The organism is Variovorax gracilis, from assembly GCF_030317115.1.
Lineage (GTDB): Bacteria > Pseudomonadota > Gammaproteobacteria > Burkholderiales > Burkholderiaceae_C > Variovorax > Variovorax gracilis.
On sequence record NZ_JASZYF010000001.1, the window covers coordinates 170,227 to 185,203 of the forward strand.

Below are 14,977 nucleotides of genomic sequence, written 5' to 3' on the forward strand. Positions count from 1 at the left end.
GAAATGACCGAGAAAGTACTTGTCGCCGGTGTCGGCATGATCCCCTTCGCCAAGCCGGGCGCGAGCCTGAGCTACACGCAGATGGGCGCGGAGGCCACGCGCCGCGCGCTGGCCGATGCGGGAATCGGCTACGAGGCCGTGCAGGAAGCGTACGTGGGCTACGTATACGGCGATTCCACTTCGGGCCAGACGGCGCTGTACGAAGTCGGCATGACGGGCATCCCGGTCGTCAACGTCAACAACAACTGCTCCACCGGCTCGACCGCGCTCTACCTCGCACGCAAGGCCATTGCCTCGGGCGATGCCGACTGCGTGCTCGCGCTCGGCTTCGAGCAGATGCAGGCGGGCGCGCTCAAATCGCACTGGGACGATCGACCGCCGACGCGTGAACGCTTCCTGCCCGTGCTGCGCGGCCTGACCGCCGACATGGGCGACATGCCGCAGGCGCTGCGCACCTTCGGCGGCGCGGGCCGCGAATACATGGAGCGCTACGGCTGCACCATGGAGACCTTCGCCGCCGTGCGCGCCAAGGCCAGCCGCCATGCGGCCAACAATCCGCTCGCCCTCTTCCGCAAGATCGTGACGACCGAGGACGTGATGGCCGACACGGTGCTGCTGCCCGGTGTCATGACCCGCCTGATGGCCTGCCCGCCCACCTGCGGCGGCGCCGCCGCGTTGCTGGTGTCCGAACGATTCGCGAAGAAACACGGGCTGCGCACCGACGTGCAGATCCTCGCGCAGGCGATGACCACCGACCCGGTCCGATCCTTCGAGCCGCCCTCGATGCTGAGCTGGGTGGGCACGCACATGACGCATTCGGCCGTGGCCAAGGTCTACGAGAGCGCCGGCGTCGGCCCCGAGGACATCGACGTGTGCGAGCTGCACGACTGCTTCGCGCAGAACGAGGTGATCAGCTACGAGTCGCTCGGCTTCTGCCCCGAAGGTGGCGCCGAGAAGTTCGTGCGCGACGGCGACAACACCTATGGCGGCAAGGTCGTGGTCAATCCCTCGGGCGGGCTGCTGTCCAAGGGCCACCCGCTGGGCGCCACGGGCCTGGCGCAGTGCTACGAGCTCACGCACCAGCTGCGCGGCAGCGCGGATCAGCGCCAGGTCGAGGGTGCGCGCCTCGGGCTCCAGCACAACCTGGGCCTGGGCGGCGCCTGCGTCATCACGCTCTACGGCAAGAACTGAGTCCGCCATGGACCTCCGACTCAGCCCGAGCGAGACCGCCTTTCGCGACGATGTGCGTGCCTTCATCCGGGAGCGACTGCCCGTGGAAATCCGCAACCGCCTGCGCCAGGGACATGCGCCCCGCAAGCAGGACACCGTGGCCTGGCAGCGCGTCCTGCACGAGCGTGGATGGGCCGCGCCGCACTGGCCGGCGGAATACGGCGGCGCCGGCCTCGGCACTGCGGAGCGGCTGATCCTGCTGGAAGAACTCCAGCGTGCATCGGCGCCGCTGCCCCTTCCCTTCAACATCGCGATGCTCGGCCCGGTGCTGCTTCGCTTCGGTACCCCGGAACAGAAGCGCTTCTTCCTGCCGAAGCTCGCCAACCTCGACCTGTGGTTCTGCCAGGGCTTCTCGGAACCGGATTCGGGCTCGGACCTCGCCTCGCTGCGCACCCGTGCGGTCCGCGATGGCGACCACTACGTCGTCGACGGCCAGAAGATCTGGACCACCTCCGCGCACCACGCCGACTGGATCTTCGCGCTGGTGCGCACCGAGCAGGCCGCACGCAAGCAGGATGGCATCTCCTTCCTGCTGATCGACCTGAAGACGCCGGGCGTGTCGATCCGACCGATCGTCTCCATCGACGGGCAGCACCACCTGAACGAAGTCTTCTTCGACCGCGCGCGCGTGCCGGTCGCCCATCTCGTCGGCGAGGAAGGCCGCGGTTGGGACTGCGCGAAGTACCTGCTGGCGAGCGAGCGCACCAACATCGCCAACATCGGGCTGTGCTGGGAGCGCCTGGGCTACGCGCGCGAAATCGCATCGCAGGTCCGCCAGGGCGCATCGCGCCTGATGGACGACCCGAAGCTCGGCGCCGAACTCGCCGTGCTGGGCGCGGAAGTTCGCGCGCTGGAGCTGACCAACTGGCGCTTCCTGCTCGACCCCGACATCGCCCGCAAAAACCCGGGCTTCGCGTCCGTGCTCAAGCTCAAGGGCTCCGAACTGATGCAGGAGCTGACCACGCTGCTCGCGCGCCTGGCCGGGCCTTCGGGCCTGGAACGGCGCCCCGACGAGGGAGCATCCGCGCAGCATCCACTCGCCGCCACCGCATCACGCTACTTCTTCTATCGCGCAGCCACCATCTACGGCGGTTCGAGCGAAGTGCAGAAGGACATCCTCGCCAAGACGCTTCTGGGATAAGCCATGCAATTCGAACTGAACGAAGAACAGCAGGCTCTCTCGGAGAGCCTCACGCGCCTGCTCGACGACCGCTACGGCTTCGAGAAGCGCCGCGCCATCGCGGCATCCGATGCGGGCTGGAGCGAGGTTGCCTGGGCGCAGCTCGCGGAGCTCGGGGTCACGGCACTGGGCATTCCCGAAGCCTTCGGCGGCGTTGGCGGCGGCGCCACCGACCGCCTTCCGGTGATGCAGGCCTTCGGCCGCACCCTCCTGCTCGAACCCTGTCTCGCATCGAGCGTGCTGGCCGCCACCGCCGTGCGCGAAGCCGCGAGCGACGCACAGAAGGACAGCCTGCTGCCGGCCTTGGCCAGCGGCGGGTTGCGCCTGGCCTGGGCGCACGACGAGACGGCCGCGCGCCATGAAACGCCGTGGGTCGAGACGCGCGCGCGTCGCGATGGAGAGCAATGGCGCGTCGACGGCATCAAGTCGCTCGTGCTGCATGCCGGCGCGGCGAGCCGCTTCGTCGTGAGCGCACGGCTGCATGGACAGCCCGGCGACGCCGACGGACTCGCGCTCTTCCTCGTCGATGCGGGCAGCCCGGGGGCCAGCCTGCGCCTCTTCCGGCTGATCGACGACACGCCGGCCGGCGAACTCACGCTGGATGGCGCCGTGGCGCAGCCGCTGGGCGATGCCGCCGACCACGCACGCGCCGTCGGCGCGATCCGCGCAACCGTCGCCGCCGGCGCGGCTGCCGTCTGTGCGGACATGGTCGGCACGATGGAAACCGCTTTCGCGCTCACCACCGCCTACGTCAACACGCGCAAGCAGTTCGGCCGTCTCATCGGCGAGTACCAGGCGCTGCGCCACCGCGTTGCCGAGATGGCGGTCTCGCTCGAAATGGCGCGCAGCATGGCCATCGCCGCCGCCGTGGCAGCGGACGATGCAGAGTCTCCCAGCGCCGCGACCGACCTGCCGCGCGCCAAGCTCGCCATCGGCCGTCATGCCCGGGCGCTGTGCCAGGCCGCCATCCAGTCGCACGGCGGCATCGGCATGACCGAGGAATACGCCGTGGGCCATTGCCTGCGCCGCATCCATGTGCTCGACCACCTGTTCGGCGACGTCGATGCCCAGGCGGCGCGGCTCGCCCGCATGTAGATCCAATCAGAACCAGGAGACAAGCTTGAAACACCTCACGACCGCTCGCCTTCTCGGCATGGCACTGTCCGCGCTCATGGCTCTGGCCCTGCCCGCGCAGCACGCGCAGGCCGAGACCTTCCCGTCGCGCCCGGTGCGCTTCATCGTGCCGCTCGGCCCGGGCAGCGGCTCCGACACCGTCACGCGGCTGGTAGGCAAACTGGCTGCTCCCGAGTTCGGACAGTCCACATTTGTCGAGAACAAGCCAGGCGGTGACGCCGTGCTGGCGGTGCAGACCCTGCTGGCGTCGCCGGCGGACGGCTACAGCCTGCTGATGCTCTCGCCCTCGTCGGTGGTGATCAACCCGCTCATCAACGAGAGCCTGCCTTACGACGCGCAGCGCGACCTGCGTCCGCTCGCCACCATGCTGCGCAGTGCGGCGGTCCTGGTCACGGGCGCCTCGTCACCCTACAAGACCTATGCCGAGGCCATGACTGCGGCTCGCAAGGCCCCCAGGACGGTGAGCATGGCCAGCTACAGCAACCACTACCGCATCGGCGCTCTGATGCTGCAGCAGGCGGCGGGGATCGAGTTCAACTACATCCCCTACAAGACCCCCGGCCAGGTGCAGACCGACCTGATGGGTGGCCAGGTGGACCTGGCCCTGCTCGACATCGGCGGTGCGCTGCCGCTGATCGCCGCGGGCAAGGTGCGGCCCCTGGCGGTCACGGGCAAGGAGCGCCATCCGAAGCTCGCCGCCGTGCCGACGGTCCGGGAGAGCGGCCTGCCCAACTACGACCTGTACGTGTGGATCGGCCTGGGCGTCGCGGCGAAGACGCCCGAGCCCGCGGTCAAGACACTCGAGGCCGCCTTGCTCAAGGCCATGGCCCAGCCGGAGTTCCGCAACTACGTCACCGAGACGGCCGGCGCGGAAGTGTTCACCGTCGGCAGCAAGGAGATGGCCGAAATGATTGCCTCCGAGACCGCCCGCTATCGCGCCCTGTCGAAGCAGGTCGACATCTCGCAAAAGTGAAAGAGGAACAGAAGATGAATCAGCTCTGCAAGGACCGCGTCGTCGTGGTCACCGGCGCCGGCCGCGGCCTGGGACGCGAATACGCCCTGGAGTTCGCACGCCAGGGCGCCAAGGTCGTCGTCAACGACCTCGGCGGCCGTGGCGATGGCGCCCCCGGCTCCGCCACCGGCCCGGCGCTCGAAGTCGTGGCCGAGATCGAGGCCATGGGCGGCCAGGCCATCGCCAACGCCGACGACGTGGCGGAATGGAACGGCGCGAGGCGCCTGATCGACACCGCCATCGACACCTTCGGCGGCCTCGATGTGCTGGTCAACAACGCGGGCATCCTGCGCGACCGCACGCTCGTCAACATGGAAGAGGAAGACTGGGACGCCGTGATCCGCGTGCACATGCGCGGCACCTTCGCTCCCTCGCGGCATGCGGCCGCCTACTGGCGCAACGAGTCGAAGGCCGGGCGCCAGCGCGTGGCCCGGCTCATCAACACCAGTTCGTCGTCGGGCCTCTACTGCAACGCCGGGCAGTCCAACTACGGCGCGGCCAAGGCCGGCATCGCCGCGCTGTCGGTGATTGCCTCGCGCGAACTGGACCGCTACGGAGTGACGGTGAACGCCATCTACCCCACCGCCATGAGCCGCCTGACCGAGGACATCTTCGCCAGCCCCAAGTGGCAGGCGATCCGCAACGAGGCGCCCGGCTTCGATCCGCTCGATCCGTCGAACGTGGCGCCGCTGGTGGCCTGGCTCGGCAGCGCCGAATCCAGCGGCATCACCGGGCGCGTGTTCGGCGCGCGCGGCGGCCGCATCACGGTGGCCGAAGGCTGGCATGCGGGCCCGCGCATCGAGAAGCAGGGGCGCTGGACGGTCGAGGAACTGGGCGGCCTGATTCCCGACCTCGTGAAGAAGGCTGCGCCCAACGCACTGACGACCGGCGAGATTCCCGAGGTGTCGGCATGACCCAGCTCCTCGATGCCTTCCGCCTCGCGAAGCTGCCACCGGAAGCCGAAGCCTTCCGCACGGAGGTGCGCGAATTTCTCTCGACGCACCTGGAGCCCGCGGCGCCCGCGGTGCGAGCGCGCACCTGGATGGGCTTCGACGCGGCCTTCAGCCGCCGCCTGGCCGAGCGAGGCTGGGTCGGGTTGACACTGCCCGGCAGCTACGGCGGCGCGGGCCTCGATGCGTTTCGCCGCTTCGTGCTGGTCGAGGAGTTGCTTTCGGCCGGCGCGCCCGTGGCTGCGCACTGGATCGCCGACCGCCAGAGCGGCCCGCTGCTCAACAAGTTCGGCACCGAGGCGCAAAAGGACTTCTACCTGCCGCGCATCTGCCGCGGCGAAGCCTTCTTCTGCATCGGCATGAGCGAGCCCAACTCGGGCTCCGACCTCGCCAGCGTGCGCACCCGCGCAACGCGATGCGAAGGCGGCTGGCGCCTGTCGGGCCGCAAGATCTGGACGACCAACGCCCACCGCTCGCACTACATGATCGCGCTCGTGCGAACCTCCGGCGCGCCGGAGGACCGGCAGGCGGGCCTGTCGCAGTTCATCGTCGACCTCTCGCGGCCGGGCATCAGCGTGCGGCCCATCGTCGACCTGACGGGCGACGCGCACTTCTCGGAAGTGACCTTCGACGACGTGCTGCTCGCCGACGACACGCTGGTCGGCGAGGAAGGCAGCGGCTGGGCGCAGGTCAATGCCGAGCTGGCCTTCGAGCGCAGCGGCCCCGAGCGCCTGTATTCGAGCGTGGTGCTGCTCGACACCTGGATCGCGAGTTTGCGCAAGACCGGCTTCTCTGCCTCCGATGCCACGTTGGTCGGCAACTTCACAACCCAACTCGCGACGCTGCGCAGCCTGTCGGTGGCCGTCACCACCAAGCTCGCGCGCGGCGAGAGCCCGGTGGTCGAAGCAGCGCTCGTGAAGGACATCGGCACCGAGTTCGAGCAGGCGATTCCCGCGGCCATCGAGGCGGCCGTCGCCGCGGACCCGGCACGCGCCGTCGATGCCGACCTGCATCGCACCCTGGCCTACCTGAGCCAGATCTCGCCCACCTTCTCGCTGCGCGGCGGCACGCGCGAGATCCTGCGCGGCATGATCGCCCGCGGCCTGGGCCTGCGCTGACGCAGGCAAGACAAGGAGACACACATGTTCACGGAAGCCATCGAGAGCATCCTCAACGACCAGTGCACGCCATCTGCGATCCGCGCCATCGAGAACGGCGGCCCGGCCACCGCGCTCTGGAGCGCCCTGGCCGACAACGGATTCCTGGAGCTGATGGCCAGCGAATCCGCAGGCGGCGCAGACCTCGACCTCGACGCCATCTTCCCGATCTTCGTGGCCTTCGGCCGCCATGCGGTGCCGGTGCCCGCGGCGCAGAGCATCGCGGCGCGCGCCCTGCTGCGCGACACCGCCGCACCCGCCGGCATGGTGACGCTGGCTGGACATGCCCGACGCGAGCACGACGGCTCGGTCGTCGCTTCGAACATCGCGTTCGGCTCGATCGCCGACTTCGTGCTCGCCGATCTCGACGGTCAGCTCGTGCTGCTCGATGCCGCGCAGGCCGGGCGCACGACCAGCGGCGTGCGCGGCAGCCAGGCCGCGTCGCTGCGCTGGCCGACAGCCTCCGTTCCCGCGCCCATCGGCGACAACGGCCGCGAGGTCGCGGTCTTCAGCGCCGCGCTGCATGCCGCCGCGATCGCCGGCGCGATGGAACGCATGTTTGCCATGACGCTCGGCTACTGCAACGACCGCGTGCAGTTCGGCAAGGCCATCGGCAAGTTCCAGGCTGTTCAGCACCAGCTCAGCGTGATGGCGGAGCATGTGGCCTGTGCCTGTGTGGCGGCCGAGCTGGCCTTCGCGGCCGGCGCCAAGGTCCCTGCCCCGCTCGCCGCAGCCACGGCCAAGGCGCGCACCAGCGCGTCCGTGCCGCTCGTGGCCTCGACCGCGCATGCGCTGCATGGCGCGATCGGCGTGACCGAGGAATTCGACCTCCAGCTCTACAGCCGGCGCCTGCATGAATGGCGCATGGCCGACGGCTCGGAGGCCTGGTGGAACCGCATCGTCGGCGAGGCCGTGCTCGCGCACTCCGCGACGTCGATCCTGCAATTCGCGATGGAGGACATCCTGTGAGCCAATTCCTGAACTACGAGCAGGAGGGCCACATCGTCACCCTGACGATGAACGACCCCGAGCGCCGCAACGCGCTCACCGGCAACAACGCCGTGCCGGAATTCCTCGCGGCCATCGACCGCATCCATGCCGACCATTCGGTGCGGGCCGTGATCCTCACCGGGTCGGGCACGGCCTTCTCGTCGGGCGGCAACGTGCGCGACATGGGCCGCTACAGCGCCATGCCGGCGATGGAGCTGCGGCGTGAATACCGGCTGGGCATCCAGAAGCTGCCTCTTGCGCTCTTCAACCTGGAGGTGCCCGTGGTCGCGGCGGTCAATGGCGCGGCCATCGGCGCGGGCCTCGACCTCGCCTGCATGTGCGACATCCGTGTCGCCGCCGAGGAGGCGAAGTTCGCCGAAAGCTTCGTCAAGCTCGGGATCATTCCGGGCGACGGCGGCGCCTGGCTGCTGCCGCGCATCATCGGCCTGTCGCGCGCGACCGAGCTCACGCTGACGGGGCAGACGATCGACGCGCGCCAGGCGCTCGAATGGAACCTGGTGTCGCGCGTGGTGCCGGCCGACCAGCTCCTGCCGACCGCGCGCGAGATCGCCGGCGCGATCGCCGCGAATCCGCCGCACGCGGTGCGCCTCGCCAAGCGCCTGCTGCGCGAAGCGCTGCACAGCCGGCTCGACACGCTGCTGGAGATGTCCGCGGCCTTCCAGGTGATGTCGCACCAGACGGCGGACCATCAGGAGGCGGTGGCGGCCTTCATCGAGAAGCGAAAGCCGGAGTTCCGCGGATAGGCGTACTGCGCACGCCAACGAAAACGCCGGCAACCAGCCGGCGTTTTCGTTTCGGAGTTTCGGCGTTCCGGCGTTTCGGCTCCCAGGTTCAGCTCGCGTCGAGCTCCGAAGCCTCGCGGATGACCCGCGTGAAGGCGCCGGCAGCCTGGACGGCATCGCCGACGAGGCGGGCAATGATGCGCGCCGCCGGCTCGATCCCGTCGGCGAACCCGCCGGCAGGCCCCAGCGACACGATGCCGCCGTCCACGTCGCCCTCGGCATACACGCGCTGCCGCGTCCGCGAGGACAGGATCAGGTCGCCGAACTCCCCATGGCTGCGCGCACCTGCCGCTTCGAGCCGGCGCACCTCGCGCGCGGCCTCGTTGTGCAGCACGCGCCAGGTGTCGCCGATCGATCCGAGGATCGCGGTGGAGCAATGTTCGTCGGCCTCGACGATGCGTTGCTTGAGCGCCTGGTGCGCGCGAATCTCGCGGGCCACCATGAAGCGGCTGCCCATCACGACGCCATCGGCGCCCAGCGCCAGGGCGGCAGCGATCTGGCGCCCGCTGCCGATGCCGCCACCGAGGACCAGCGGCAACCCGATGCGTTCGAGTGCGAAGGCGCCGTTGACGAAGGCAGACAGCTGGTTCGCACCCGGGTGGCCGCCCTCCTCGCAGCCCACCAGCGCGAGCACATCGACGCCGAGGCGTGCCGCGCTCTGCGCATGGCGCACGCTGGGGCACTTGTGCATCAGCAGCCCGCCACCGCGGTGGATCGACGCAACCAGGTGCTCGGGCGAATCGCCCGCGCTTTCAAAATGGCGAACGCCTTCGCCGAGGGCGATGTCGATCCATTCGGGCACGCACGCGTTGGCACCGGGCCGGCGCGAGAGGGTGAGGTTCACGCCAAAGGGCCGACCCTGCGTCAGTTCGCGGCAGCGCCGCAGATCGGCGCGAAAGTCGTCGGGCGATTCGAAGGACCGGGCCGTGATGAACCCCATCGCGCCGGCATTGACCACGGCCGCGACGATGTCCGACTGGCCGAGGTGGTGCATGCCGCCGAGAAGGATCGGATGGCGGATGCCGAACAGTTCCGTGAGCCGTGTGCGGAAGCCTGTCATGAGATGCGGCTGTCAGTGCACCTGCCGCAACTGCCCGGCCCAGTGCGGCTCGCGCAGTTCGCGCTTGAGCACCTTGCCTGCCGCCGACAGCGGGAGCGCCTCCCGGAATTCGATGGTCTTCGGGCACTTGTAGCCCGCGATGTGGCGGCGGCAGTGGTCGTGCAGGCCGGCGTCGTCCACATCCGCGCCGGGCTTGCGCACCACCACCGCATGCACGGCCTCTCCCCACTGCACATGCGGCACGGCGATGACGGCGCAGGCCTGCACGGCCGGATGCCGTGCGATCACGTTCTCGACCTCGGCCGAATACACGTTCTCGCCGCCGCTGACGATCATGTCCTTGAGCCGGTCGACGATGAAGACGTGGCCCTCCTCGTCCATCCTGGCGCCGTCGCCGGTGCAGAGCCAGCCGTCACGGACGGCACGCGCCGTCTCCTCGGGCTTGTTCCAATAGCCGCGCATCACGTTCGGCCCGCGCACGATGAGTTCGCCCACCTCGCCGCGGGGCACCTCGCGGCCCTCGCCGTCGACCACCTTCACGGCGACGCCGGGGGTTGCACGGCCGGCGGAGCGCGACAGGCCCGAGGCCCGTCCGGACTCGCCGTGGTTTTCCGGTGGGTTCGAGGTGACGCCGCCCGCCTCGGTCAGTCCGTAGGAATGGGTGAACTCCACGCCGGGCCACAGGGTCATGGCGCGCTCCAGCACCGACTCCGCGATGGGCGATGCGCCATAGACCATGCGCCGCAGGCTGTCGAGCCGGAAGCAGTCGAACTCGGGGTGGGTGATGAGCGCCTGCAGCATCGTCGGCACGAGCAGCACATCGGTCACGCCCTCGCGCTCGATCGTCTGCAGCACCTCGCGCGCATCGAAGCCCGGCACCAGCACATGGCTCTCGCCCGCCACGAACTGCACCAGCGCGCGGCCGATGCCGCCGATGTGGAACAGCGGCGCGACGTGCAGCGCCATGCTGGGCCCCGACGTCAGCGGCGTCTGCACGAGCCGCTGCATGCAGATGGCCCACAGGCTCCAGTGGCTGTGCATCACGCCCTTGGGAAAGCCGGTGGTCCCGCCCGTGTAGAGGATGCAGGCCAGGTCGTCGCCGGCACAGCCCGCGTCCTCGACCGCGGCCGCGGCCTCGATCAGCGCGTCGTAGCGCAGCATGCCCTCGGGCGTCGTGCCTTCGCCCGCGTGGATGAAGAGGGGCACTCGCCGGGCGCTCGCGCGGATGCCCTCGACCCGTCCCAGGAAGTGGTCGTCGACCAGCAGGATGCCGGTGGCGCAGTCGTCGAGCGAATACACCATCTCCGGCGCGCTCCACCGCGTGTTGACCGGGTTGAGCACGCCGCCGGCCCACCACACGGCCATCATCTGTTCGAGCCAGCGGTCGGAGTTGAGGCCCAGCACGCCGACGCGGTCGCCCTGCTTCATGCCGAGGGCCTTCAATGCGCCGGCCAGGCGCGCCACGCGATCGCCGAAGGTGCGAAAGCTCTGGCGCCTTCCGTGGAACACGGTGGCGATGCGCTCGGGCGTGGACTGGATCGAGCGCTGGAGCGCAAGCGTCATGGACATCGGGTTGGCCTTCAGCGGGCGAGAGACGTTTCTTCGGCGGACGATGCGGCGCGCGCTTCCTGCTCCTGCAGTTCGCGCCATGCGATCTTCCCGGTGGGGGACTTGGGCAGCTCGTCGACGATCTGCACGATGCGCGGCGCCTTGTAGGTCGCCATGTGCTCGCGGCACCAGGCCAGCAGGCTGGCGCTGTCGTCGCCGCTGCCGCGCCGGAGCGTCACGATTGCCTTGACCGTTTCGCCGCGGCGCGCATCGGGCGCGGCGATCACGCAGGCTTCGAGGATCGACGGGTGCGCGTGCAGCGCCGCTTCCACCTCGGCGGGCCAGACCTTGAAGCCCGACGCATTGATCATCCGCTTGAGACGGTCGCGCATGAACACATAGCCTTCCTCGTCCACGCTCGCGAGATCGCCGGTGCGGAAGAAGCGCTTGCCCTCCATCGCGATGAAGCTCTGCGCGTTGGCCTGTGGATGGTTCCAGTAGCCGAGCATGGTTTGCGCCGCGTGCACGACGATCTCGCCGACCTCGCCCCGGGGCACCGCCTGCAAGGTCTCGGGATCGACGATGCGCAGTTCCACGCCGAAGGTGGGAACGCCCAGGCAGCCCTTCTTCGGCTTGTGAACCGGGTTGGCGCAAAGGAAGCTGGCGCTCTCGGTCAGCCCGTAGCCCTCGATGTAGTCCAGGCCGTAGCGGGACTTGAGCAACTCGTTCACGTGCTGCGGCGTCGCAGCGCCACCGCCGGTCACCATCGACAGGCTGCCCAGGTCGCGCGACTCGATGCCGGGCTGCGCGAAGAAGTCGACCAGCATCGCCGGTAGCGCGGCCCAGAAGGTCACGCGATGCCGCTCGATCAGCGTCGCCGCGGCCTCCCGGTCCCAGCGCGGCATGAGCACGATGGTGCCGCCCCAGAAGATGGCGGAGTTGACGTTGTTCTGCAGCCCCAGCAGGTGGAAGAGCGGCGCAACGGCGAGATAGACAGACGACGGGTTGGTGCGCCGCCACAGCGACGAGCCCACGCACGAGGTCATCACCGTGCGGTGCGTGTGCACGCAGGCCTTGGGCTTCCCGGTGGTGCCCGAGGTGTAGGGCAGCATGCAGAGGTCGTCCGGGCCGGCGCGATGCGGCGCGGGCTCGTGCGCCAGCGCGAGGGCGGCGTTCCAGGACTCGGCCGCCTGCGGCAGCCGGATGTCGCCGGTGCGCGTGCGCAGCCAGTCCGGCGTGGGCAGGCCGGCGGCGTCGTCGCCGAGCGCATCGCCGTAGGCATGCACGACCACCTTGCGCAACGCGCCCTGGCCCAGCAGCGGCATGACGCGGTCGAGCAGTTCGCTGGCCACGAAAGCCACCACCGCGCCGCTGTCGCTCACGATGTGTTCGAGTTCGTCGCGCAGCAGCATGGCGTTGACCGGCACGAAGACCGCATCGGCACGCAGGATGGCGAAGTAGGCCGCGATGAACTGCGGGCAGTTCTGGCTGAACACGATCACGCGGTCGCCCGGCGCAACGCCGCAGGCACGCTGCAGGTAGCCGGCCATCGCCTCGGCCTGGGCCAGCAGTTCGGCGTAGCTGAGCGAGCTTCCGTGGAACTGGATCGCCGTCTTCGCCGGGTAGCGCTGCGCGGAAGTTTCGAGATTGCGAAACAGGCTCGTCTCGGGGATGTGAACGGCAAGCGGCAGCCCTGCGCGGGCATGCGCCGCATCGAGGCGAAGCGCGCCGCCGGGGCGCTCGACCACACCCTGGGGTGGAGGGCACGGATGTGCCGGTTTCCGGGTTGCGCTGGATGCATCCATGGGGTTCCGTCCGAAGTTGCGTTGTCTCTCTGATCGGAATCGAGTAGACCAGCGGGCCCGGCAGGGGCGGCCACCCCGAACGGGTGGTCGATCGCGGGCATTCGAAGCGGCAACCACCCGCCAGGGGTAGTGCAGGCCCGGCCAGTCCGGGCCGACCATCGTGTTCATGGAATCACCGACGCTCCCCCCAGCCACCCGAAGACTGCTCCACACGCGCGAGATCGTCTGCCGCGGATACCTGCGCGAAGACGGCCTGCTCGATGTGGAAAGCACCATGAAGGACGTGACGCCCGAGGGCTCGGATCTCTTCTTCAAGCGCCTCGGCGCCGGGGAGCACCTGCATCGCATGCGCATCACCATGACGGTGGACACCGACCTCGTGATCCGGCAACTGCAGGTGCACACGGAGGCTGCGCCCACGCCGTACTGCGCAGACAGCAATCCGGCCTATCGCGGACTGGAAGGCATGAAGATCGGCCCCGGCTTCACCCGAAAGGCCAGGGCCCTCGTGGGAGGCACCAAGGGATGCACGCACCTGACGGAGCTGCTCGGCCCGCTGGCGACGACGGCCATGCAGGCACTGTTCGCGCTGCGTCGCGAAACCGGGAGCCTGCGCTCCGCCCATCAGGCCGGCGGTCCGCTGCCCAAGCCTTCGCTCGCCGGCATGTGCCAGGCCTACCGCGAGGATGGCGAGGCGCTCAAGATCATCTGGCCGATGCACCGGCGGCCGGAGCCGTCATCCTGATCGCCTAGGTGGAATCCCTTCCACCCTGCACGGGGGGATGGCGAAAGGGAGATGCGCACTACCTTTGGTTGCGTTTCAACCCTTTCGCTTACACATGACAAAAACTCTCGTCGCCCTGGCTGCCATGGCCGTAGCCGGCATCGCCTCGGCGCAATCGACGGTCACCCTCTTCGGCGTCGTCGACGCCGGCATCAGCTACTACGAGACGACCAGCAAGTACCAGAACTATCCACCCCGCTCGATCCCGCAGCCCGACGTCAAGCAGAGCCAGTGGGCGCTGTCCAACAGCGGCAATGCATCGTCGCGGCTGGGCTTTCGCGGGCAGGAGGACCTGGGCGGTGGGTATGCCGCTTCCTTCTGGCTCGAATCGACCCTGTGGAACGATGTCGGCACGATCGGCCGCGCCGGCGTCTTCTTCGATCGCCGCTCGACGGTGAGCCTGCTGGGGCCTTTCGGCGAAGTGCGCCTCGGCCGCGACTACACGCCGACCTTCTGGGACGATGCCGTCTTCGATCCCTTCGGCGTCGTCGGTTCCGGCACCAGCCTCATCGCCCAGATGCTGGGCGGCGCATTGCCGACGCTGACGCTCAACCGGGGCTACTACGCCCGCAAGGCCAACTCCATCGGCTACTTCCTGCCGCCCAACCTGGGCGGCTTCTATGGCCAGGCGATGTACGGCTTCAACGAGAACGTCTCATCACTGCCGATCGAGGACGACCCCAAGGTGGCCAACATCTCGCGCGTGGGCCGCTACGTCGGCGCCCGCGTCGGCTATTCCACGGGCCCCTTCGACGTCGCGCTCGCCTACGGCAGCAGCACCCTCGCCGACAACTACCACTTCGGCTCGACCACCAACGCGAACACGGCCAACCTCGGCGCCTCGTACGACTTCGGCGTGGTGAAGCTCTACGGCGAATACTCGCGCGTCGACGTCAAGACGGACTTCGCGGACATCGCCACCTTCCCGTTCACGCCGGCGCTGACCCCGCCGCTCGACGTGAACACCCGCAACTTCCTCGTCGGCCTGAGCATCCCGGTGGGCGCGAGCCAGATCAAGATGTCGTATGCGCAGGTGAAGGGCGAGTTCTTCAACTTCACGCGCTTCGGCCCGGTGCCGATGAACACGCCCGATCCGAAGGCCGACAAGGTCGCAATCGGCTACGTGTACAACCTCTCGAAGCGGACCGCGCTGTACGCGACTTTCGCGGTCACGAAGAACGAGAACGGCGCGGCCGTGGGCGTGGTCAACGTCGCCTCGGCAGACGTGGCGCCCGGCTACTTCAACACCGTCAACTCGAACGCGCCGGGCTACCGTGCGGATCGAGGCTACGGCTACGACTTCGGCATCCGCCACGCCTTCTGA

General features: G+C 69.0%; 13 protein-coding genes. 10 read left to right on the forward strand and 3 right to left on the reverse strand.

The window, feature by feature from the left end; all coding sequences use genetic code 11:
• Positions 1-3: 3 nt before the first annotated feature.
• From QTH97_RS00810 to QTH97_RS00845, 8 genes are read left to right on the forward strand one after another with little or no spacing between them, the layout of a single operon-like run.
• Positions 4-1,191, forward strand: a complete 1,188-nt coding sequence (locus QTH97_RS00810; RefSeq protein ID WP_286566072.1) for a lipid-transfer protein — start codon at positions 4-6, stop codon at positions 1,189-1,191.
• Positions 1,192-1,198: 7 nt separating this feature from the next.
• The gene (locus QTH97_RS00815) at positions 1,199-2,371 is read left to right on the forward strand and encodes an acyl-CoA dehydrogenase family protein (protein ID WP_286566073.1); all 1,173 of its coding nucleotides are present in this window, start codon (positions 1,199-1,201) and stop codon (positions 2,369-2,371) included.
• A gap of 3 nt (positions 2,372-2,374) precedes the next feature.
• Positions 2,375-3,505, forward strand: a complete 1,131-nt coding sequence (locus tag QTH97_RS00820) for an acyl-CoA dehydrogenase family protein (RefSeq protein WP_286566074.1) — start codon at positions 2,375-2,377, stop codon at positions 3,503-3,505.
• 25 nt (positions 3,506-3,530) lie between these two features.
• Positions 3,531-4,517 (forward strand): Bug family tripartite tricarboxylate transporter substrate binding protein, encoded by a 987-nt coding sequence (locus QTH97_RS00825; RefSeq protein ID WP_286566075.1) that lies wholly within the window; start codon positions 3,531-3,533, stop codon positions 4,515-4,517.
• 14 nt (positions 4,518-4,531) lie between these two features.
• Complete coding sequence (locus QTH97_RS00830) at positions 4,532-5,470, forward strand: SDR family oxidoreductase (RefSeq protein WP_286566076.1); 939 nt, start codon at positions 4,532-4,534, stop codon at positions 5,468-5,470.
• Complete coding sequence (locus QTH97_RS00835) at positions 5,467-6,624, forward strand: acyl-CoA dehydrogenase family protein (protein ID WP_286566077.1); 1,158 nt, start codon at positions 5,467-5,469, stop codon at positions 6,622-6,624. Before QTH97_RS00830 ends, QTH97_RS00835 begins: the two co-directional genes overlap by 4 nt.
• A 24-nt stretch (positions 6,625-6,648) precedes the next feature.
• A complete protein-coding gene (locus QTH97_RS00840; protein ID WP_286566078.1) occupies positions 6,649-7,632 on the forward strand; it encodes an acyl-CoA dehydrogenase family protein in 984 nt (327 codons plus the stop codon).
• Positions 7,629-8,417, forward strand: coding sequence for a crotonase/enoyl-CoA hydratase family protein (locus QTH97_RS00845; protein WP_286566079.1), 789 nt, complete (start codon positions 7,629-7,631; stop codon positions 8,415-8,417). Before QTH97_RS00840 ends, QTH97_RS00845 begins: the two co-directional genes overlap by 4 nt.
• 88 nt (positions 8,418-8,505) lie before the next feature.
• On the opposite strand, the gene QTH97_RS00850 is transcribed toward QTH97_RS00845, so the two are convergent.
• The 3 genes from QTH97_RS00850 to QTH97_RS00860 are packed head-to-tail and all read right to left on the reverse strand — an operon-like array spanning position 8,506 to position 12,869.
• Positions 8,506-9,516, reverse strand: a complete 1,011-nt coding sequence (locus QTH97_RS00850; protein WP_286566081.1) for an NAD(P)H-dependent flavin oxidoreductase — start codon at positions 9,514-9,516, stop codon at positions 8,506-8,508.
• A gap of 12 nt (positions 9,517-9,528) precedes the next feature.
• Positions 9,529-11,085: a long-chain-fatty-acid--CoA ligase gene (locus QTH97_RS00855; protein WP_286566082.1), complete on the reverse strand. Its 1,557-nt coding sequence runs from the start codon at positions 11,083-11,085 to the stop codon at positions 9,529-9,531.
• Positions 11,086-11,096: 11 nt separating this feature from the next.
• Positions 11,097-12,869, reverse strand: a complete 1,773-nt coding sequence (locus QTH97_RS00860) for a long-chain-fatty-acid--CoA ligase (RefSeq protein ID WP_286566083.1) — start codon at positions 12,867-12,869, stop codon at positions 11,097-11,099.
• Between the two features lie 166 nt (positions 12,870-13,035).
• On the opposite strand from QTH97_RS00860, the gene QTH97_RS00865 reads away from it, so the two are divergent.
• The gene (locus QTH97_RS00865; protein WP_286566084.1) at positions 13,036-13,614 is read left to right on the forward strand and encodes a DUF2889 domain-containing protein; all 579 of its coding nucleotides are present in this window, start codon (positions 13,036-13,038) and stop codon (positions 13,612-13,614) included.
• Positions 13,615-13,708: 94 nt separating this feature from the next.
• On the forward strand, positions 13,709-14,977 hold the full coding sequence (locus tag QTH97_RS00870) for a porin (protein WP_286566085.1): 1,269 nt from the start codon (positions 13,709-13,711) through the stop codon (positions 14,975-14,977).

Excerpts from the sequence above, each read along its gene's own strand:
- QTH97_RS00810 (WP_286566072.1), top strand. The coding sequence starts at position 4 with ATGACCGAGAAAGTACTTGTCGCCGGTGTCGGCATGATCCCCTTCGCC.
- QTH97_RS00815 (WP_286566073.1), top strand. The coding sequence starts at position 1,199 with ATGGACCTCCGACTCAGCCCGAGCGAGACCGCCTTTCGCGACGATGTG.
- QTH97_RS00820 (WP_286566074.1), top strand. The coding sequence starts at position 2,375 with ATGCAATTCGAACTGAACGAAGAACAGCAGGCTCTCTCGGAGAGCCTC.
- QTH97_RS00830 (WP_286566076.1), top strand. The coding sequence starts at position 4,532 with ATGAATCAGCTCTGCAAGGACCGCGTCGTCGTGGTCACCGGCGCCGGC.
- QTH97_RS00835 (WP_286566077.1), top strand. The coding sequence starts at position 5,467 with ATGACCCAGCTCCTCGATGCCTTCCGCCTCGCGAAGCTGCCACCGGAA.
- QTH97_RS00840 (WP_286566078.1), top strand. The coding sequence starts at position 6,649 with ATGTTCACGGAAGCCATCGAGAGCATCCTCAACGACCAGTGCACGCCA.
- QTH97_RS00850 (WP_286566081.1), bottom strand. The coding sequence starts at position 9,516 with ATGACAGGCTTCCGCACACGGCTCACGGAACTGTTCGGCATCCGCCAT.
- QTH97_RS00855 (WP_286566082.1), bottom strand. The coding sequence starts at position 11,085 with ATGTCCATGACGCTTGCGCTCCAGCGCTCGATCCAGTCCACGCCCGAG.
- QTH97_RS00860 (WP_286566083.1), bottom strand. The coding sequence starts at position 12,869 with ATGGATGCATCCAGCGCAACCCGGAAACCGGCACATCCGTGCCCTCCA.
- QTH97_RS00865 (WP_286566084.1), top strand. The coding sequence starts at position 13,036 with ATGGAATCACCGACGCTCCCCCCAGCCACCCGAAGACTGCTCCACACG.
- QTH97_RS00870 (WP_286566085.1), top strand. The coding sequence starts at position 13,709 with ATGACAAAAACTCTCGTCGCCCTGGCTGCCATGGCCGTAGCCGGCATC.